This is a genomic window from Streptomyces sp. CC0208, assembly GCF_003443735.1.
Taxonomy (GTDB): Bacteria; Actinomycetota; Actinomycetes; order Streptomycetales; family Streptomycetaceae; genus Streptomyces; species Streptomyces sviceus.
The window spans coordinates 9,008,078-9,028,466 of sequence record NZ_CP031969.1; the positions used below are offsets into that span (position 1 = coordinate 9,008,078).

Below are 20,389 nucleotides of genomic sequence, written 5' to 3' on the forward strand. Positions count from 1 at the left end.
ATAACCCGCCAGTGGCGGGTAGCCTCGACGGCGTGTCCGACTCCAGCGGCGAGCCGAGCTTCTGCACCGACGATGCGCCGTTGTCGGTGCCGCTGGCCCATGGCGCCGAGGTGGCCGCGCACTTCCACGACTACGGCCAGCTCCGCTACGCCGCGCGTGGGGCCCTGGTCACAGCCACCCAGGTGGGCACCTGGGTGACGCCGGCCAGTCGGATCATGTGGGTGCCGCCCTTCGCGGTGCACAGCAGCAAGGCGTACGGCGAGACGGACATCCGGGTGCTGTCGCTGCCCGTGACGCTGACCGGACAGCTGCCGGCCGAGCCGTCGGTCTTCGTGGCGAGCGCGTTGCTGCGCGAGGCCTATCTGGCGCTGATGAGCGAGGGCGAGCCGCTGGAGAGCCCCCGTGCGCGGCTGCTGATCGACGTCGTACTCGCCGAGCTCGCCCGCGCCGCACAGGAGCCGCTGCGCCTCCCGGAGCCGAGCGACCGGCGTCTCAAGGCGGTCACCGACCTGCTCCACATGGACCCGGCAAGCCCGGCGACCCTGGCCGAGCTGGGCCACCGCGCCGGCGCCAGCGAACGCACCCTGAGCCGACTGTTCGGCAGCGAGCTGTCGATGAGCTTCCACCAGTGGCGCACCCTGCTGCGCATCCAACGGGCGCTGATCGAGCTCAGCGACGGTGCCTCGGTCACCGCCACGGCGATCCGGCTGGGCTGGTCGAACCCCAGCAGCTTCATCGACGCCTTCACCGAGCTGGTCGGTCAGACACCCGGCCGCTATCGCTCGTCGGCTCGGTCCTCCGGCAGCTCCCATGGGTGAGAGGTCGGCGGGGTAGCCGTAGTTCCTGGCGGAACATCGGTAGCAGCCCAATGGTGCGGGAGCTCACGCTGGGGGGGTGTCCCAAGGCATGACCAAGAGCTCGGCGATCGACGGCGTGTGGGCCCTGCCATTCTTTCCGCTGGGGGAGGACGGCAGGGCTCCGCGTGGGGGAGTGGGCCGGGCGTGCAGTTGACGATCGACACGCAGGCCGACAGCTACGAGCAGGTGGTCGCGGCGGTGTGGGCTGCGTACGGGCGCGGTGCGAAGACGTGCAGGCCCGACCTCATGCCTTGTGTGGCACGCGTTCAGCGCGTACCGCCCCGCGTGCTTCCGCCCGTGTCACACCGTGTGCTGCAGCCAGCGCTGGAGGGTGATGTTGGTGCTCGGGGGCAGGGTGCTGAGCTGGTCGATGGCGTCGCGGTCTTCGGGCCGGGGTGGGATGCCGGCGGCGGTGAGTGCGGCGTGCAGGGCCAGGCGGCGTTGGTCGCGGGGGGTGATGGGGATGCTGAGGCGCTCGGCGGGGTTGGGTGGTGGCAGCGGGTGGTCCGTGTCCTGTCCGGCGGCTGGGGGCCAGGTGCTTTCCTCCGGGTCGGCGGCGTAGGGGTCGACGAAGGTGTGCGGCGTGTGGTGGTCGAAGGCGAGGCTCACGTCGGTCTCCTTCAGCAGGGGGTGGATGTGCAGGGGGAGAGCCTCAGATGACCGTGTGGGGTTGCGGTTGTCGGGCGATGTCACGCCGACGGCGTCATCGTCGGCTCATGGTCTCTTCCGACCAGCACAATTGAGGACTCTCAGGGTGCCCCGGGAGCATCACGTGAATTCCGCGCCGGCTCCGGCCCCCAACGTCCCTCGGCTACCTCGGAACGACGTGGTCCAGGACCTTGACCCTGATCGCACGACGGTCTGGGCGCGGCCGACACAAGGCGCTCCGGGCTCCGGTTGAGCAGTGGCAGTCGGAGTCGTGCGCGCTGTCAGGGTTGGGCGGCATCCGCCAGGGGGAGCCTGTGTCCTGCGGACCCTGACTGTCGCGTAACCCCTGTGGTGCAGCGGCCGTTGTCCGAGAGCCGGAGTAACTTCAGGGATGGAGTTGATGCACGGTGGAACGACGCATGCCGGTGGCGACGCACTGGGGCAGTTTCGTGGCCGTGGTCGACTCGGGTCAGCTGGTGCGCATCGAACCCCGGGGTGACGACCCCGCGCCGTCGCCGATCGGCCCGGGCATGGTGACGGCTGCTGAGGACAGTGCGCGTGTGCTGCGCCCCGCGGTGCGCAAGGGATGGCTCAATGGCTTGCCGCGCGTCGATGAAACGGCCAGAGGTGCGGACGCCTTCGTAGAGGTCAGCTGGGACGACGCGCTCACGCTGGTGAGCGAGGAACTGCGCCGAGTGCGCGCACAGCACGGGGACAACGCGGTGTTCGGCGGCTCGTACGGCTGGGCCAGTGCGGGCGGGTTCCACAATGCGCAGGGTCAGCTCCAGCGGTTCCTGGCACTGGGCGGGGGCTACACGGACTCGCGCAACACATACAGCACCGCCGCTCTTGAGGTCATCCTTCCGCATGTGATCGGCGGGGCTCCGTGGAGCTATCAGTCCCGGATGCCGATGTGGGACGAGATCGCCGAGAGCTGTGAGCTCGTGGTGGCGTTCGGGGGGTTGGCACTGAAGAACAGTCAGATCAACCCTGGCGGGCTGGCCCGGCACCAGACCCGGGACCTGCAGCGGAAGTGCCGTGAGGCCGGCGTGCGGTTCGTGAACGTCAGCCCGATCCGCAGTGACACCGCCGACTTCCTGGACGCCGAGTGGCTGCCGGTCATCCCCAACACCGACACCGCCCTGATGCTCGGCATCGCGCACACGATGCTGGTCAACGGCTGGTACGACGAGGACTTCCTCACCCGCTGCTGTGTGGGGTTCGACCGCTTCGCCTCCTACCTGACCGGCGACGTGGACGGCGTCGTCAAGGACGCCGACTGGGCCGCGAGGATCACGGGCATCGACCGCGACACGATCCCCGATCTTGCCCGCCGCCTGTTCACGCAACGTTCCCTCATCATGGTCAACTACGCCATTCAGCGGGCGGACCACGGTGAGCAGCCGATCTGGATGTCAGTCGTGCTGGCGGCCATGGCGGGTTCGCTGGGCCGGCCCGGCTGCGGCTGGGGCGCGGGCTACGCAACGATGGACGCAACCGGTGTTGCCCCGGGCCGCCCGTCTGTGGCGTCGATGCCGCGGGTGGCGAACCCTGTTGCGGACTTCATCCCGGTCGCCCGGATCGCCGACACCCTGCTGGAACCGGGTGCGACCATCGACTACGACGGTCAGCGCCTGACCCTGCCGGACCTGCGCCTGATCTACTGGTGCGGAGGAAACCCCTTCCACCACCACCAGGACCTGCACCGCCTCACCCGAGCCTGGCAGCGCCCGGAGACGGTGGTCGTCCATGAAGCCTGGTGGAACACCACAGCGAAGTTCGCCGACATCGTGCTTCCTGTCGCGACCAGCCTGGAGCGTGACGATTTCGCCGCGGGGTTCTCCGACCCTCACCTCGTCGCGATGCCCAAGGTCCGCGAGCCGGCCGGCGAGGCACGCACCGACCACCAGATCTTCGCCGCTTTGGCTGCCCGGCTGGGCTATGAACGCGAGTTCACGCAGGCGCGATCCGAGATCGAATGGGTCCGGCACCTCTACGCCCAGACACGGGCGAACCTCGGCGACGAAGCGGCCCTGCCGGACTTCGACGACTTCTGGCAACACGCCTCCGGTGTCGAACTGCCGGCACTCAGCGGGCCGTTTCCCGGCAGCTTCGAAGCACTGCGCTCCGATCCGCAGCGCTTCCCCCTGACGACGCCGTCGGGCCGGATCGAGATCTTCTCCGAGGAGATCGACTCGTTCGGCTACGACGACTGCACCGGGCATCCGACGTGGTTCGAACCCGTGGAGTGGCTTCGCGCCGACCTGGCGGACCGCTTCCCCCTGCACCTGATCTCGAATCAGCCTGCCTCACGCCTGCACAGCCAGTACGACAACGGTGGCCACAGCCTCAAGTCAAAGATCCAGGGCCGCGAGCCCGTAACGATCAACCCGCAGGATGCGGCATCACGCGGTATCGAGAACGGCATGATCGTGCGCGTCTTCAACGACCGAGGTAGCTGCCTGGCGGGCGCGATCCTCTCGGACGCCGTCATGCCCGGCGTTGTCCAGCTGTCCACCGGAGCGTGGTGGGACCCGGCCCAGCCGGGCCGGAGCGGAACCCTGGACCGCCACGGCAACCCGAACACCCTCACCGGGGACCGCGGGTGCTCGCGTCTGTCACAGGGACCCAGTGCGCACAGTGCTCTCGTCGACGTCCAGGTCTACGACGGACCGGTCGAGGAGGTACGCGCCTTCACGCCACCACACCTCGAACACTAAAACGAAGCCACCTCAACGACGGGCGGGTTTGCCGTGCTCAGCCTCGTCGGGCGCCCGGCCGGTAGGTCCGGCCGGCGCCCAGCCTCCACTCGGACGATTGCATCGCCGTAACTGCGTGAATACGGTGCGCAGTCATGACTGCACTTCAAGACCTCAAGTACAGCCAGTGGTTCAGGGGCGCCGATGTCGACGGCGACGGGTTCATTACCCAGCACGACGTCCGCAGGATGAGCGAGCGCTACATCAACGCCCGCGAGAGCACGCCTGACGCCGAGACCGTCCGCCGGCTCACCGAGGGGATGGACCAGTTCTGGTCGAACGTCATCGCCCCGATGGATCAGGACGGTGACGGGAAGGTCGATGTGCGGGAGATGACCGCAGGCTTCAAGAGTGTCCTGACCGACCGCGCGCTCTACCCGCAGCAGATTGCGCCGGTCACCAACTGCTTCTTCGACCTCGTCGACCTCAACGCAGACGGCAAGATCGACCAGGCCGAGTTCCAGCAGATGTTCGACGCGGTCGCCGCCGTCCCCGGCGAGGACTGCGCCGCCGTTTTCGCCGCTCTGGACCTCGACGGTTCCGGCGGACTGGACCGTGACGAGTTCCACCAGGCACTCGAAGAGTTCTTCTACGGCAACGACCCCGACGCCCCCGCCAACCACATCTTCGGCAAGGTCATTACCTGACAGCCCCGGATACGCCCCCGGACCCGCGCTCGTACCAGGGTCTGCTCCCTGGCCGGCGGCCGCGTGGCGGCGTGGGTCGCGTAGTGCCTCAGGGCGTCGGATGCAGTGGGTTAGGCAGCGGGCACCCTTGGGGCGGCTCGTCAGCTGGGCACGGCATTCGGCCTGGTGCACCGCTCCTTAGGCCGCGGTGCCGGTCGGCCGCCGAGCCGAGCGGAAGAAAGGCCGCATATGGCCCTGGTCCACGAGATGCTCACCGAGGGTCACTCACGTCGGGCGATCGAGACGGCACATGGGGCCTCAGCACCGGCGGGCCGCGCCCGCTGGAGGTCGCCGCGGTCACCTTCGCCAACGGGGGCGACAACATCGGCGTTCTACGTGCCCGTTTTCGCCACCGCCGGCATCGGCGGTATGACGGGGTACGTGGCGGTGTTCCTCGTGTTGGTGGCCGTCTGGTGCTTCGCGGGCAAGTTCTCCGCCACCCGACCCGTCGTCGCCAAGGCACTTGCCCGCTGGGGCCACATACTGCTGCCGCTGGTCTTGATCGCTATCGGCTTGCTGATCGTCATCGAGGGCGGCGCCCCATAAGCGCCTCCAGCAACGGCGGTCAGCCACGCAGCCAACTGCGCACCTCGGCCTCGCCCGGTATCCCAAAGCCCGCAGCCGCATGCCAGTTCACGCACGGTCGATGACCGCCGGATCCTTGATCGATGCGGCGATCTCACGCAGCCGACCCGCTGCCACGCACGGCACGCCGGCCACCGGTTCTCCGGGCGAATCACCGCTTGTGCGCGGCGCCGCCACTGCGCCACCACGTGCTGAGATGCTCGACGAAACACCCAGCAAACGGATCTCCCCTGTTTCTGCCGGGCCACAGCGCGCACCGCAGCCCGGCCACGTCGGGCTGACACCGCTGAGATGTTGTCAGTGGCACTACCCAGGCCGCGAGTCAGGCGTCGTTCGGCTTCCTCGTTGGGCCAGTGCCAGGCGCTGCCTTCGGAGAAGCCGCAGCGTACCTGGCAGAGGTGGACGATCCACTGGGCGAGAACGACTTCGTCATCGTCGACGGGACGCTGATTCCCACCGGCCGCATCCGGGCCGACGAGCCGAGCTACTCGCAAAAGCACAAGAAGCACGGCATGAACATTCAGGTCATTGCGAGGCCGGACGGCACACCGCTGTGATTCTCGAGGGCAACGCGGGGGCGGACTCACGGCCTGGCCGCGGCTCGCGCCCACGGAATCATCCAAGTCTGCCTGGCCCGGCAGATCCTCATCCTGGTCGACCGCGCCTACCAAGGTGCCGTCGCCCAACTCGAATCCTGGCGTCTGCTACGAAGGGCGCGCTGTCAACCAAGCGCCTCAGCCGCATCGTCCGTGCCGTCCACGCCCGCCTGATCTGCGCAAATACAGGATGAAAGAGGCCCCGTAGGGCTGCTGACACAGCTCGGTTGAGCCAGGCCGGAAGGCGGACCGGGCGGCCCAGTTCTGGCCGCGGCCCCGTACCGGTGGTCGTCGGTCGGCAGGTCGCGGGCGGGCTCGCGCAGGTCCGGTTGGGACCGCGACCGCTGCCGGGGCCCTTCCCCGGCCCATGAGTTCGACGTACTTCTGCACCACCGGCTCCTCGTCGTGGAGGACAGCCAGGCCGCGGTGGCGGCGATGGCGAGGTCCACCGGTGGCATGTCAGGCAGGCGCGGCACCGCGCCGGCCCCCTCTGCACCAGTGTGCGCCGTGTCACGCATCGCAGAACCTCCCAAGTTGCCCAGATCACAGCGCAAACACCCCTATGGCATCCATGCTCGAAACGGACACAGAGTCCTAAATCTGAGCGCACTGTCGTGGACTTGGATGAATCTTCCCCAAGTGACCTATGACGGGGTGCCCGTGACATTCCATCTCGTTCCCCGTAGAAAGGCGCCAATCATGGCCGCTTACCTGTGCCCGCCTGCCGTGATCCACGGCAAGCACCCCGTGCGGACCAGCCAGATCGTGGACGAAGTGCGCGGTCGGCACCCGAACGCGGCGTGGGCGCCGCGGATCGACGGCATTGCGGCCAGTACGGGCATCGAAACCCGTGGCTGGATGCTGCCGTTGGAGGCCGCTGTTGCGCCCGGCAGCGGAAGCGGCCTCCCGGCCGCCGGCATCAGGCCGACGCGAGAGGCGCTGGCCGGTGACGGGTTCACCGAACAGGACGTGGATCGCGTGATCGCCGCTCTTGAGGCGATACCCGCGCCGCAGACCGTCCAGGAACGCACCGCGCCGGCCTGGTCGGCGGTGCAGTCCTACGGTGAGCGTGCGGCGCGCGGGGCCCTGCAGATCGCCGGGCTGGACGCCGCGGACGTCGACTGCCTGATCACCAGTCACTCCACCACGCCCGCGCTGCCGGGACTCGACGTCTCCCTCGCCAACCGACTCCCGCTCCGGAGCGACGTACTGCTGCTGCCGGCCACACAGTGGGCCTGCATAGCCGGGACCCGCTCCCTGGCCCTGGCGGCGGATCTCGTGGCCGCGGACCCCGACCGGGTGGTCCTGGTCGTGATCGCGGAGGCACTGAGCACGACCTACCAGCCCGCGGACGACACCCTGGAGTCCTTGATCGTCCGGTTGCTGTTCGCGGACACCGCGGTCGCCGCGGTGGTCACGGGCCGACCGAGGCCCGAGTCGGTGCTGCGGCTGGACGCCGCCTGGCACCACACGCTGCCCGGCACCCAGGACCTGCACCGCCTGGAGACACGGGAGGACGGCACCCACTTCGTGATGGACCGGCGCGGGCCGCGCGCCGTGCAGGAGACGGTCACCGCGATGTGGGAGTGGTTGCGCCTCCGATACCAGGACGACCCCGGTTCTTGGCACCCCGACGTTCTGCTCGCCCACCCCGGCGGGACGCGTGTGCTGGAGTACATGGAGCAGACGATGCCCGACGGGTGGCCGTCGGGGCTCCTGCGCTACAGCCGGGAAAGCTACACCAGCGGCAACCGCGGAGGCGCCGCCGTGTTCGACATCATGCGGAGGGCCTACGACGCCGGCCAGAAGGCGGGCAGCCGTGCCGTCCTGTACGCGGCTGCCCCGGGTCTCACGGCCACCGCCCTGGAAGGGGAGTGGCTGTAGCGCGGACTCGCGCCCCTCGTAACGCCGGTGCCGACACCCGACGAACAGCTCGCGCGCCGCTAGGCCAACGCCCCGTCACCACCCGGCCAAGGCCTTGTCACCACCCGGCCAAGACCGCCTTGCCACCACCGGGCCGAAGCCTCGCCGCCGGCCGGCTGACGCCTCATCACCGCCCAGCCGACTCCCCGTCACCGCTCGACCGAAGCCCACACCACCTTCCCGGTGTCCGTCCACCGCACCCCCCACCGGGTGGTGAGCCCATGCACTACGTGCAGGCCACGGCCGGCGTCGTCGAGGAGCCCGCTCGGGCCCAGCCGCGGCCTGCCGTTGCCGGTGTCGCCCACCTCGCACAGCAGCCCGTGACCGGTCCTGATCAGCCGTACCGTGATGGGTCCGCCGGCGAAGCGGACCGCGTTCGCGACCAGTTCGTCGACCACCAGCAGCACGCTGTCCCTGGTGTGCTCTCTGGTGCCCCACTGTCCCAGCAGCTCGGAGACCAGTGTGCGGGCCCGGGCTGCCGCGTCGCCGCGGGCGGGCAGACGCCACGTCGCGGTGTCCTCCTTGCGGTAGCCGATCATGCGGGCGATCAGCAGAGTCACGTCGTCACGCCGACGTGTCGGCGCCACCGCCGAGACCACGCGTCGAGCGGCCTGCTCCAGGGCGTCCCACGGGTGCACCGAGGACACGGCGTCCGTCAGCCTGTCGATGCCGTCGTCGATCGACAGGGCCGGATTCTCCACCAGGCCGTCGGTGTAGAGGGCGAGCAGCGAGCCCGGGGGCGCACGGAACGTGTGCACGTCGTACGGCTCCCGCAGCGCGAACTCGGCGCCGAGCCCGGGGTGGGGGTGTATCGCGACCGGGTCGGCGGGGCCGTCCGGGGGCACAAGGACCGGGGGGAGGTGGCCGGCGCTGGCCACCGCCACGTGGTTGCTGACCGGGTCGTACACGGCGATGCAGCAGGTCGACCCGAGGGCGCTGTAACCGGCCGCCAGCCCGGACTCCGCGTCGTCCAGCAGCGACACGGTCTCGTCCAGGTGCTCCAGCACCTCGTCGGGCGCCAGCCCCGCTGACAGCAGCGCGCGGGCCTCCATGCTCAGCTGTCCCATGGTCGCCGCGGCGCCCAGCCCGTGCCCGACGACGTCTCCGACCACCAGCGCGGTACGGCCGTCCGGCAGCGGAAAGCTGTTCACCCAGTCGCCGCCGACGCCCGCGCTGTCGGGGGTGGCGGGCTGGTAGACGCTGGCCGTCTGGATGGTGTCGCCGCCGGACCGTGGCAGCAGTCGGCGCTGCAAGGCCAGGACCTGCGTGTGCTCGCGCTGGTGCTGACGGGCCAGGTCCACGTGGTGGGAGGTCCTGGCCACCAGTTCCTGCAGGTCGAACAGCTCGCTGTCCGCGAAGGGGCGGTCCGCCCGCCGCCAGACCTCCGCGACACCCAGGACTACGGGCGGCGGGCCGTCCAGGACCAGCGGTATGCACGCCACGGCCGCCGCCTGGTCGCCGGGCACCAGGGCCCGTACCAGCTGAGGACTGCCGAGCACCCGCTCGATCGCTTCCCGGTCGGGTATGACGATGGCCTGCGCGGCATCGTCACGCCGTATGGCCTGCGACAGCAGCCGACTCGCATCGCCGGGAAGATCGTCGCCCGGGGTCACGTAGCCGTCGGGCCACGCCCCGTCCGGCACCAGGGCCGCCCGCCGCAGCCGGAGGCGCCCCTGCGGCTGCTCGGTGACCGCCTCACCCGTCCACACGGCGAAGTCGAGGTCGATGGCTGTCACGTCACCCCAGGCCAGCAGGGACTCCGCCAGTGACTGCGCGGTCTCGCCGATGTCCAACGAGGTGCCGATCGCGGTCTCGGCGGCGTACAGGTGCAGCCTCCTGGCCATGGCGATCAGGGAGACGGTCAGGCCCTCCTGGGGTGCCGCGGCGGCCAGGATGCTCATCGAGACCACCAGCTCCGACCCGTCGCCGCGTCGCAGGCGCTGGACCCGGGCGACGTGCGGCTCTCCGGTCTCGAGGACCTGCCGCAGGCGCCGGGTGACCGTCGGTACGTCCGAGGGAGGCAGGAGATCGACGAAGGGGCTCCCGGCCACGGCCTCCACTCCCGCGAAGACCGGGGCGTCCATATTGCAGCGGCTGATTCTCAGATCCCGGTCCAGATTGACCGCGCCGAGGATTTGCTCCTGACCGGCGGGGGCCGGGTTGTCGGATACGTCTCGGCGGGCGGCGTTGTCCCCCTGCGGGTCGGCGGAACCGGCGGCCGCCGCCGCTCCGTCGACTGGCATGTACTGCCCCAAAGCGCTGCTGACCATGTCGAACGGTGACACAGACGAGGGGGGTGGGGTGGAGTCCATGCGACTCTCTCAGCTCGCTCGCCGACCCCGGCACCACGTCGGAGCCGTACCAGAACCCGGGCGACACAGTCCCGGGATTCTTGACCGCAAACCTCATTCAATAACACCCGGGGCCGCTTCGCCCACACCAGCGGGCCGCACGGTGACGTGGTGGCAGCCGGCGACCAGTCGACGACGGTGTTCCTTCGCAGTCGACCGACCCCGTCGATGCTGATCACCGTGCCCCCACATGCCCCTCGGCGGGTGGGGCCGTTCGCGCGCATCCACGGTATGCAGACCTGCCGCCCGCGAGCGGCCGGGCATTGCACCCGGCCAGGCAGCGGTCGGACCTCTGATCAGCGTCTCCGACGGCATCCCTCGGACCCGGTGACACCACCCCAGGTCATCCGTTCGACAGGGGAAACAGTCATGCCGGTCCCGGAGGCCGGCGGCCCTCTTGCAGGACGGCGAAGATGATGACGGGGGGCGTAGAACGACAGCGTGGCCCCTCGGCAGTGCGGGAGAAGAGCGGATCGCCTCAGGAGGGCTCCTGCGGCCGCCCCGCGGACGCGAGTGCTGCGGTTGACCGCCCCGTCCCGGGCGGGGTGTGCCCGGTGGCGAATCGCGTTGACACGGATGGTCGCCGGACGTTGACTGACAACACGGCGCAGGACCGTGAACGGCAGGGTCGACCGGGCTTTAGGCGGCCCTGAGCAGCCGTCGAGAAGGTGAAGGGCAACCTCGGACGGTGACCTCATCGCAACGAAAAACGGTGAAGACGACGATGTACGACCAGACACGCGCCCAGCAGCCCGACGACCGGTCCTCGGGCTTCGCGGCGCGCCGCACCCAGGGTCCCGAACCGCTGATCCCGTCCGATGAGCGGGACAAGATCGTCCGGCACCTCGGGCACGCCGTCAACCACTTCGCGGACACTCCGCGCGAGGCGCTGGAGGAGGCCGAGGTCGCCTTCGACGCAGCGGCCGACGCGCTGGTGAAGGCCCTCGCGGAACGGCGGCGCGACCTGCGCGAAGGCTGGCAGGATCAGGACGCCGAGACGCGGTCCACCGAACTCCGGCTCGCGTTGCGGGAGTACCGGGAGATCACCGGGCGGCTGCTCCGCGCGTGATCGAGCGAGGCGGTGTTCAGTGCCGATTCGTCACCGACTGCCGTGTCAGGTGTAGTAGGGCGTGATGCTGGCGTCATTGACGATGTCGCCGTCGAACGGGCGTGTCATTGCCGGGGCTACGGCACGGCGGCCTTCTTCGGCGAAGGGGCCCCGAGCGAAGGCCAGGGCGTAGTGCTTCGTCAGGTTCATTCTGGTGAGGGGTCGGCCGCAAGTGGTGCACCTGCCGTTCCAGCAGCGCAGCAAGTCCTGTAACCCGTTGAGGACTTGGTAGAGGCTCAGGCTGGCGTGAGGGCTTTTGGGTCGTGGCGCCGGAGGGTGAGGAAGGCCTGGGTGGCGGTGACGAGGGTGCCGTGGTGGTGCCGGCCCCGCCAGGTGCGGCCCTCGAAGTGGTCCAGTCCCAGACGGTGTTTGAGTTCGCGGTGGTCGTGCTCGAGCGCCAGCGCATGTTGGCGAAGCGCACCAGATCGGCGACGGGAGTGGTGGCGGGCAGATTGGTCATGCAGCAGCCGGTGGGCTCGGCGGCTCCTGCGGGCTGTTCGACCAGCAGGGTCCGCAGCGGCAGTACGCCATTGCACCGGCTGCGTCCGCCGGCGTGTTCCTGCGCGGTGCGGGTGGCTTCCTTGCCCGAGGGGCCGCATCTCCAGCACGGCACAGCGTGAGGTCATCGAGCCCTTGCTGCCCTGGCGCCGGGTGACGGTCTCCAAGCGGGTGGCCGGACCGACCAGGTCTCGCAGGGGGCGGGCCGGCTCGCGATAGCGCGGCAGGGTGGGCGGCCCCAGGCCGCGGTAGGGCGGCAGATGCGGCTCGACACCGGCTGGGCGGGCGATCTCCTCGGGCTCGACGGCCATCACGTAGGACCAGCCGTGTTCCTCCAGGGCCAGACGGAAAGCGACACTGCGGCCGTAGCCGCAGTCGGCCACGATCACCGGCACCGCATCTGCCAGTCAAGCTCGCCCATGGGCGCAGGCCACTCGATGCGAAATTCCATGCTGAATCATGTGGGGCGGCCAACTGTGGTGCGCTTCGGGCTCGCCCGACACGTCGGCCGGCCCGGTTCACGTATCCCAGTAGCGCGGAGAAGCCCTATGTGCGAATGACCCGCGCATGCCGGGAGCGGCCAGAGCGGACCGGCGTTCAGGGCTCCTTCCGGTCTCGTCCACCCGTCCGCGCCGGGCGGCGGGCTCGTTTGCCGTCGAGTACGCGCCCGCCGTATCCCCCTCTGCTGCGGGCTGGCCTGGGTCGGGGCAGACTGGGAGGGTGAGTGACACACGCCTCGGGGGTGCTGGCACCACGCTGGCACCTCGCACAGTGCATCAGCAGACGCTGGCTCTCGCGGCCATGATGTTCGCGGTTTCGATGACGTTCATCGATCAGACCATCGTCTCGATCGCCGCCCCGGACATCGTCAGGGAGCTGGGCCTTTCGGCGTCCGGGATGCAGTGGGTGATCAACGCATATCTACTGGCATTGGCCGCCTTCTTCGCTGTCGGCGGCCGTCTCGCTGACCTGTATGGTCCACGGCGGATCGTGGTCATCGGGACGCTGGTGTTCGTCGCGTCCTCGGTGATGTGCGGCTGTGTCCCCAAGGGGGACGTCGCGCAGGCCTGGCTGATCGGATTCCGGGCTGTCCAGGGGGCTGGTGCGGCACTGCTCTTCCCAGCCGCGCTCGCGGTGGTCGTGGCGGTGTTCCCGGCCGAGCGGCGCGGCCGGGCCCTCGCGCTGTTCTTCGGGCTGTCGGGCGCGTTGACGGCCGTCGGGCCGCTGTTGGGCGGCTGGCTCACGGCGGCGTGGACGTGGCGTGCGGTGTTCTGGGTGAACGTGCCTGTGGCCGTGGTGGCGCTGGTACTGACGGCGATGGCGCACATCGCCGACCGCAGGCGGGTCGGCACCCTGGACATCGTGGGCGCCGCTCTCATGGCAGCCGGCATGGGACTGAGCGTTCTCGGCTTCCAGCAGGCCTACGCCTGGGGTTGGGACAGCCCGGCCACCTGGCTCTGCGTGGCGGGCGGCCTGGCGGTCCTGGCCGTCTTCGTCCGCTACGAGCGGGGCGTCCGTCATCCTCTGATCGACCTGCGGGTCTTCCGGGACCGGGGCTTCACTATCGACGCGGTGGTGCTGTTCTGCGCCATGCTCGCGTTCGTTCCGCTGTTCTTCTTCGCGTCCGTGTACGCGCAGGTCTCGCTCAGCGCCTCGCCCAACCAGGCAGCGCTGTTCCTGCTGTATGTGTTCGCGGGCTTCGCCCTTGCCTCGCAGTGGGGCGGGCGGATCCTCGATCAGCGGGGCGCTCGCCCGGCGCTGAAGGCGGGCGCCGTCGTGGGCTGCGTCGGCTTCGCCCTGTGGGCGGGCAAGCTGACGGACCTGTCCATGCACGACCAGTGGCCGTACGCGGCTTTGGCCGGGGCGGGCATCGGCTTCATCCTGGCTCCCGCCTCCACGGACGCCGTCAACCGTGCGATCGGGCCGTCCTACGGCGAGGTCACTGGCGTCACCCAGACGGTGCGCAACTACGCGGCAAGCGTGGGCATGGCCGTCTTCGGCACGATGCTCACCCATGTCACGCGCTCGAACGTGACGAGCACCCTCGAGTCGCGGGGCATGTCGGCCGAACAGGCACGAGACACCGCCCACCGCCTCAGTAGCTCCATCACAGGCAGCGGCGACGCCCGCCCGCCCTCGGGCACCGGCGCTGAGGCCGACCGGATGCGCGACCTCGTCAGCACGGTCCGCATGGACTTCGCCGAGGCGAATCAGTGGGTCTTCTACGGCATGGCCGTCGCTCTGGGGATCGCGTTCCTGTTCGCCCTGTGGCACCCGGGCGGCACCGCGGCCGCCGCGTCCGGGGTCTCGTCAGGCGAGGCGCAGTACCGGCCCATCCCCACGAAGACGAACTGATCCTCACCACGGTCACCCGCGTTAGGCGGGTTTGCAGGAGTCGCTGTCCCAGGAGGGTTCGGCGTCCGAGGCGGTGGCGGCCTCGGGCGCGCGAAGGGTGCGGTCCTCAGCACGTCTGCCTGCTCCGTCAAGGGCCGGCTGATCCCTGAACCCTGCCGGATCGCTTCCAGGCCGCCGCGACGCCGACGCCCTGCCGTCGTTGGCGGGAGCTGGTGGTAGTCGTCGTACCGAAGGCACCTCGGACAACCACACCCAACGACACCGCCGAGCCGGTCGAGGCGGCTGTCGGAGATGAACGTGGCGGGCGCGGTGCGTCGGAGCGTCAGCGGGCCCGGCCGGTGCGAGGTGGATGCGGGGCTATAGTCACAGGGTCGCGAAAAACGATCTCGCGGGTCCACCCGCCGGGTATCGCACATACATCGATGCAGATGGTTCTGATCGGTGAGCGTCTCCTGCCGAGACCGGACATCCCGTCCGCTCACGGCGTTGACTGTCGCCGACGCGTGTCGGCGCTACAGAGGAGCGCAGCATGCAGAAGACCATCGCCATCGTCGGAGCGGGACTGGGCGGGCTGACGCTCGCCCGGGTGCTTCAGGCTCACGGCGTCGCCGCGACGATCTACGAGGGTGAGGCTTCGGCGTCGACCCGTGCTCAGGGTGGCCTGCTTGACATCCACGAAGAGACCGGACAGGTCGCGCTACGCGCAGCTGGTCTGTACGACGAGTTTCTCACTCTGGTCCGCCCGGGCGAGGATGCCAAGCGGGTGGTCGACCGCCACGGCATGATCCTTTTCGACATGCCTGCGGACCCCGGTTCGGCCCGTCCTGAGGTGGATCGTGGCGAACTCAGGCGCCTGCTCATCGACTCGCTGGCGCCCGGGACGATCAGGTGGGGTCACAAGCTCGCCGCGGTCCGGCACCGTCCGGAGGGCGGCTACGGTCTCGCCTTCGCGGACGGTTCCGCCACCTGCGCCGACATCGTCATCGGCGCGGACGGCGCCTGGTCGAAGGTGCGTCCGCTGCTCACCCCCGCCGAGCCTCTCTTCAGCGGAACCTGCTTCATCGAGATCACCCTCACCTCAGGTGGCCAGAACTGTCGGGCGAGCGTGGCTGCGATCGGCAGCGGCACGCTGATGGCGGTAGCGCCGGGCAAAGGCATCATCGCCCATCGCTACGCCGACGGGCACGTGCGCGGATACGTGGCGCTGAACAAGCCCGAGGAGTGGATGAGGTCGATCGACTTCGGCGAGCCGTCCGCAGGCCTCCGCCAGCTTGCCGACGAGTTCGACGGCTGGTCGCCGCTGCTCACCGCTTTCGTGACAGAGAGCGACGCGGAACCGTGGCTCCGACCCATCTACGCCCTTCCCGTCGGGCTGAAATGGGACAGGGTGCCCGCAGCGACGCTCGTCGGCGACGCCGCGCATCTGATGTCGCCCTTTGCCGGCGAGGGCGCGAACCTCGCCATGTACGACGGCGCGGACCTGGCGAGCAAGCTGGTTGAGCAACCCGACATCGAGGTCGCGCTCAGCGCCTACGAAGAGCGGCTGTTCCTGCGTAGCAGCGACGCCGCCGGCCGCTCGGCGCAGAACCTGGAAGTCTTTTTCGGCCGGGAAGCACCGCAGAGCGTAGTCACTCTGTTCGATCACTCCTGATACCTCAGTCAGGTTCGCGATCTTGCCGCGGACCCGGCGGGGAACGGGTACGGCCATCGCGTGATCTCCGGGGGTGTGTGGACTCGTGAAGATCGGATGTTCGACCGCCCGCGTCTACCTGCTCGGGATGCGGTGTCAGTCACTTGACCTCTCTCCCTGATCGTCGGATCCGCCCTTGAAGATTTGCACTCCCTCGCGAAGAGCGGCTTCGTCCCTGCGGCCGGTGGCGACGGCGACCACGCGCACTCCGTTGGCGTGGGTGCCCTAGACGTCGGCCGGGGTGTAGGTCGGCGCGTACGTCGTGCTCTTCGCCGTAGGCGCCCACCTCCCACTGGACGGGGGCGTCCGGGCCGAAGGTCTGTCCCGGAGGAGGGAGGCGTCGCTTCAAGTACACCGGGGGAGGGGCGCGACCGCCGTCTACCGGGTGCCGTTCTCGGTGAACGTTCACCTGGCTCGGCTGTTGAGCGACATCTCAGCCTGCTGGTAGCGGGCGACCATCTCCCACTGCTCAGGAGACCTCGAGGTTGAAGATGACGGGGCAGTGGTCGGATGCCTTGGGAAGATGTCCGGGAGCGCCTGTGGCACCGCCTGGGCGAGCGATGCCCGAACTCCCGTCGCCGTCCGGTTCCAGGTAGTCGTTCAAGTCGCCCAGAACGACGAACGGATGGTCTCCCGGAGCCTCGTGCCCGAAGCGGTCGGTGACTAGTTCTTGACAATTCCTCGGCGCTCAGACGTTGGGGACCTGTAGTTTGTCCCAACTGGTCTCGCCGGGTGTGCCGTTGGCGGCGGCGCCGTCGTAGCCGAGCTTCGTTTGCCAGGCGGCGTAGGATTTCACATCGCCCGGGCCCCATACGTCGGCGTTGGCGTGGGACTGGTACAGGTCGCAGCCCTTGGCGACGAGTCGGTGGTGCATCGCGGCGATGATCGGCGACTTCCGTCCGGTGTGGAAGAACGACGCACCAGGGAACGGCTCGGTGTTCGACACACGGACCGGGTGTGAAGCCTTGAAGTGGTCGTATGCCTCCTGAGCCGCCGCGAGGACCTTGTCGTAGAGCGTGTCCATGTGCGGGCCGGCGCAGGCGGTTGAGGACCAGTGGTGATGGTAGAAGAGGTTGCCTGTGCTGGGGCGTTCGCCGATCACCTTGGCGAAGAGCCAGCCGGCGAGCCGTGCGGAGTTCTTCCACGTGGGCTCGGAGACCTGCCAGGCGGGTGCGAGCGTTTCGTTCGCCATTTCGATGCTGATTGTTCTCTGGTTGCCGACCGTGTCTCCGACGGCCCAGGCGTACTCGTTCACTTTGACGTACTGAGCGACGGCACCGGAGGCGTCCACGTCGAAGTGCGCTGACGCGGGACGCGTCTTCCAGACGTTGAGCACGCCCTGGTGCGAAAGCCGGCCGCCGTTGTGGTGCAGCGTGACCGACGTCTTCTTGTAGGACTTGTGGGTGACGTGGCCCGTCGCGCTGAGTTTGTCGATGAAGTTCGAGACAGGGCGGTCGTAAGCGATGGTGGCGGTCACCTCGGGGCCTCCGCATCGTTCTCGACCCCGTGCTCGGCGAAGGCGATGAAGTCGCTTGCCGGAAGGCCGTCGAGGTTGTCGGTGCCGGGTCCGTCGGCGGTGTCGGTCTTCTCGAGGGCCGCCTTCACGTCGTCGTGGTCGAAGTTCTTCTCGGGCATGACGCAGTCCTTCCACTCGCCACTGTTTTGTGTCGCTGACGGTTCGACCTGCGGCCGGGGACGAATTCTCTCGTCGCCGTAAGGAAGAACACTGGGGGATTGTTCAGACGTTGGGGACCTGTAGTTTGTCCCAACTGGTCTTGCCAGGTTTGCCGTTGGCGGCGGCGCCGTCGAATTCGAGCTTCGTTTGCCAGGCGGCGTAGGATTTCACATCGCCCGGGCCCCATACGTCGGCGTTGGCGTGGGACTGGTACAGGTCGCAGCCCTTGGCGACGAGTCGGTGGTGCATCGCGGCGATGATCGGCGACTTCCGTCCGGTGTGGAAGAACGACGCACCAGGGAACGGCTCGAACTTGGCGGGGGCGCCATCCATGTACTGCTTGTAGGCCCCGTTTGTGAACGTGGACCATTGGTTCCAGTCGTGTGCGTCTTTGATGGCCCTTGCCGTCTTGGCGTTGTAGAGCGGATCTTTGAGTTTTGCCTCAACCCTGAGTGTGTCCGGTGGGGAGAACTGCCCCGGGTGCTTGAGTGAGCGTATTTGGAACAAGCCTATGGACGGCCCCCACTTGTGGTCGACCAGATTCTTGTCTCCGATGATGACCGGGTCGCCTTTCGACTCTGCCATGGCGACAGCCGCGGCGATTTTGATGTCGCTGCCGGTGAACCCTGCCTGTGTGGCGAGTGCGCGCAGCTCAGCCAGGCTCATTTTCATTCCCGACGCCCCTCTCTGCCGCTGCAAGCCATCCCTGATGGGCGCTGAACAGAGGAGACCGGGATCCTTGTCGCTGCGCCTCTGTGGGGGCGAACAGCTTCGCGAAGCATGAAATTTCGGCATTTCTAAGGTATTGCAAGGTCAGGTAGTGGGCAAGCGCAGTGTCGACGACTGGTGCACGGTTGAACGAAATCGTCGCGTACCTCGGTCTGGCCCGTGTTCACAACTGTCGTGTCGAGTTGAGATCCATGGCCTGCTGGTCGACAACAGTGGGGCGAGTGCTGGATGGGGTCTTCGCCGGGTCGCTGGTCGGGGCACCCGTTCTCTGACCGCCGGCACAGTGTGCTGCGGTTCGCTCAGCTGAAGGCCCCATGCCGATGCGTCGTCCCTCCGCTGCGCCCTGGCGCCCACCTGATCCTGCGACAGTTGTGGCTGCGTCAGCCGCGTCTGACTCTTGACTATTGCCATCAAGAGAGGTCTGGTCGTGTGAGCCTCGGCAGACGGGGTCGGCCGTCTGCGCTCCTCGGTAGCGCGCCGCCGAGTTCGGCGCGAACTGGTCGTGGTGAAGCCTCCGAACCCCCAACAAGGAGTCCGCATGGCACCGCATATCAGCCGTCGCACCGTACTGACCGCCGGAGCGAGCGCTGCCGGCCTCTCCCTGCCCGGCGTTGCCGCGTCCGCAGACGACCGTGCGACCACCAGCGTGAGATTCACCCTGAACGCCCGCGTGCTCGACGGCGGAGAACAGGTCACGTCGATCACTCTCAGGACCTCCCGGCTCGGCCCGATCGACCCGGCCGGCCTGACCACCGACACCTTCAGCGTGCACGCCAAGGCCGTCAGCCCGTTTCCCGTGGCCCCGGACGACATCATCTTCGGCGAGTACGACCTCGACCGTACGGTGACCGCGGTCCGGCTCGACCACCGCGGCGACATCGTGCTCGAACTGAGCCATGGCGAGGGGCAATCCGGGGGCGGCACCCTCGGCTACCTCGCGGGCGCGGGCCGCAACGTGATGCTCGACCTCGTCTACACCCTCACTCAGCACGCCCCGATCCCCTTACGCAACCACCGTTCGATCACCATCGACGACTTCGTGCAGGACCGGCGACTGTCGGACCCCGAGGTGGATGCCTTCAGCTCGCACGTCTCCGGCTCGGGAATGAAGTACCGCCTGTACTCGCCCACCGCCCCCCACGCTTCCCGGCACAGGAGGCGTCCGCTGATCGTGTGGCTGCACGGCGGAGGTGAGGGCGCCTCCCTGCCCAATGACTACTACGACAACGAGACCACGCTGCGCGCCAACCGCGGTGCCCTGGGCTTCGCCACCCCCCAGGCACAGCGCATCTTCGACGGCGCGTACGTCCTCGCCCCGCAGAGCACCTCGTACTGGATGGAGGACGGCCCCCGCTTCGCCCCCCTCATCCACGAGATCATCAGCGACGTCACGCGCCGCCACCACGTCGACCACAACCGGATATACGTCGCGGGCTGCAGTAACGGCGGCTACATGAGTCTGAAGATGACCACCGTCTATCCCACTATGTTTGCCGCATCGGTTCCGATCTGTGGCGTCGTCGCGTCGTTCCCGCCCGGCGGTGCGGCCCTGATTCCCGACGGCGACCTGGCCCGGATCAGCACCCCCACCTGGCTCGTCACCTCCCGCGACGACACCACCGTGGACCCGCAGGCCAACACCGTGCACGCGCACGACGTGATTCCCGGTTCCCTGATGACGCTCTACGACCACGTCGTCCGGAACGGCCACCAGTTCGACGGCCATTGGTCGTGGATCTACGTCGCCCGCAACGACCCCAGCATCGGCGGAACTCACATCTGGCAGTGGATGGCAGCCCGGCACCGTCACTGACAGGCGGGCAGGGGGTGCCCCTGTCTCTTTGGCCAAGCGGATTGGGGCGTTGTTTCAGTCTGTGGGCGTGGGATGGATGCCCTTGTGTGAGTGGATCCGCCTGCTGGGACGTCGGT

16 protein-coding genes and 1 pseudogene are annotated in these 20,389 nt (G+C 68.6%); 10 read left to right on the forward strand and 7 right to left on the reverse strand.

The window, feature by feature from the left end; all coding sequences use genetic code 11:
- Positions 1-32: 32 nt before the first annotated feature.
- On the forward strand, positions 33-818 hold the full coding sequence (locus D1369_RS41315; protein WP_050789845.1) for an AraC family transcriptional regulator: 786 nt from the start codon (positions 33-35) through the stop codon (positions 816-818).
- Between the two features lie 339 nt (positions 819-1,157).
- Here the strand turns inward: D1369_RS41315 and D1369_RS41320 are convergent, their stop codons facing one another.
- On the reverse strand, positions 1,158-1,466 hold the full coding sequence (locus tag D1369_RS41320) for a hypothetical protein (RefSeq protein ID WP_240436140.1): 309 nt from the start codon (positions 1,464-1,466) through the stop codon (positions 1,158-1,160).
- 446 nt (positions 1,467-1,912) lie between these two features.
- Here D1369_RS41320 and D1369_RS41325 point away from each other — a divergent pair, with 446 nt between their 5' ends.
- The 5 genes and pseudogenes from D1369_RS41325 (at position 1,913) to D1369_RS41345 (ending at position 8,015) form a co-directional block, all read left to right on the forward strand.
- Positions 1,913-4,225, forward strand: coding sequence for a molybdopterin-dependent oxidoreductase (locus tag D1369_RS41325; RefSeq protein ID WP_037898553.1), 2,313 nt, complete (start codon positions 1,913-1,915; stop codon positions 4,223-4,225).
- A 134-nt stretch (positions 4,226-4,359) separates the two neighbouring features.
- Positions 4,360-4,911 carry an EF-hand domain-containing protein gene (locus tag D1369_RS41330; protein WP_007379291.1) on the forward strand — a complete coding sequence of 184 codons (552 nt, stop codon included), beginning with the start codon at positions 4,360-4,362 and terminating at the stop codon, positions 4,909-4,911.
- A gap of 375 nt (positions 4,912-5,286) precedes the next feature.
- The gene (locus tag D1369_RS41335) at positions 5,287-5,496 is read left to right on the forward strand and encodes a cadmium resistance transporter (protein ID WP_240436141.1); all 210 of its coding nucleotides are present in this window, start codon (positions 5,287-5,289) and stop codon (positions 5,494-5,496) included.
- A 449-nt stretch (positions 5,497-5,945) separates the two neighbouring features.
- A pseudogene (locus D1369_RS41340) lies at positions 5,946-6,325 on the forward strand (transposase family protein); the annotation flags it as partial.
- A 505-nt stretch (positions 6,326-6,830) separates the two neighbouring features.
- A complete protein-coding gene (locus tag D1369_RS41345) occupies positions 6,831-8,015 on the forward strand; it encodes a polyketide synthase (protein WP_050789646.1) in 1,185 nt (394 codons plus the stop codon).
- A 188-nt stretch (positions 8,016-8,203) separates the two neighbouring features.
- On the opposite strand, the gene D1369_RS41350 is transcribed toward D1369_RS41345, so the two are convergent.
- On the reverse strand, positions 8,204-10,366 hold the full coding sequence (locus D1369_RS41350) for a SpoIIE family protein phosphatase (RefSeq protein ID WP_007379289.1): 2,163 nt from the start codon (positions 10,364-10,366) through the stop codon (positions 8,204-8,206).
- A 763-nt stretch (positions 10,367-11,129) separates the two neighbouring features.
- Here D1369_RS41350 and D1369_RS41360 point away from each other — a divergent pair.
- Positions 11,130-11,474, forward strand: coding sequence for a hypothetical protein (locus D1369_RS41360; protein ID WP_007379288.1), 345 nt, complete (start codon positions 11,130-11,132; stop codon positions 11,472-11,474).
- A 45-nt stretch (positions 11,475-11,519) separates the two neighbouring features.
- Here the strand turns inward: D1369_RS41360 and D1369_RS43270 are convergent, their stop codons facing one another.
- Both D1369_RS43270 and D1369_RS41365 read right to left on the reverse strand, forming a co-directional pair.
- Positions 11,520-11,663 (reverse strand): hypothetical protein, encoded by a 144-nt coding sequence (locus D1369_RS43270; protein ID WP_158680096.1) that lies wholly within the window; start codon positions 11,661-11,663, stop codon positions 11,520-11,522.
- A gap of 86 nt (positions 11,664-11,749) precedes the next feature.
- The gene (locus tag D1369_RS41365; RefSeq protein WP_007379286.1) at positions 11,750-12,406 is read right to left on the reverse strand and encodes a transposase; all 657 of its coding nucleotides are present in this window, start codon (positions 12,404-12,406) and stop codon (positions 11,750-11,752) included.
- A gap of 406 nt (positions 12,407-12,812) precedes the next feature.
- Between D1369_RS41365 and D1369_RS41370 the strand changes: the two genes are divergently transcribed.
- Positions 12,813-14,366, forward strand: coding sequence for an MFS transporter (locus D1369_RS41370; protein WP_050789844.1), 1,554 nt, complete (start codon positions 12,813-12,815; stop codon positions 14,364-14,366).
- A 529-nt stretch (positions 14,367-14,895) separates the two neighbouring features.
- The gene (locus tag D1369_RS41375; protein WP_037898549.1) at positions 14,896-16,017 is read left to right on the forward strand and encodes an NAD(P)/FAD-dependent oxidoreductase; all 1,122 of its coding nucleotides are present in this window, start codon (positions 14,896-14,898) and stop codon (positions 16,015-16,017) included.
- 727 nt (positions 16,018-16,744) lie between these two features.
- Here D1369_RS41375 and D1369_RS41380 read toward each other — a convergent pair.
- The 3 genes from D1369_RS41380 to D1369_RS41385 all read right to left on the reverse strand — a co-directional run bounded on the left by D1369_RS41380 (position 16,745) and on the right by D1369_RS41385 (position 18,397).
- On the reverse strand, positions 16,745-17,533 hold the full coding sequence (locus D1369_RS41380) for a peptidoglycan-binding protein (protein ID WP_037898548.1): 789 nt from the start codon (positions 17,531-17,533) through the stop codon (positions 16,745-16,747).
- Positions 17,530-17,691 carry a hypothetical protein gene (locus D1369_RS43275; protein WP_158680095.1) on the reverse strand — a complete coding sequence of 54 codons (162 nt, stop codon included), beginning with the start codon at positions 17,689-17,691 and terminating at the stop codon, positions 17,530-17,532. Before D1369_RS43275 ends, D1369_RS41380 begins: the two co-directional genes overlap by 4 nt.
- 103 nt (positions 17,692-17,794) lie before the next feature.
- Positions 17,795-18,397 (reverse strand): peptidoglycan-binding protein, encoded by a 603-nt coding sequence (locus tag D1369_RS41385; RefSeq protein WP_007379282.1) that lies wholly within the window; start codon positions 18,395-18,397, stop codon positions 17,795-17,797.
- 601 nt (positions 18,398-18,998) lie between these two features.
- Here D1369_RS41385 and D1369_RS41390 point away from each other — a divergent pair.
- Entirely contained in the window at positions 18,999-20,273 is a 1,275-nt protein-coding gene (locus D1369_RS41390; RefSeq protein WP_007379281.1) for a PHB depolymerase family esterase, read from the forward strand.
- Positions 20,274-20,389: the final 116 nt, after the last annotated feature.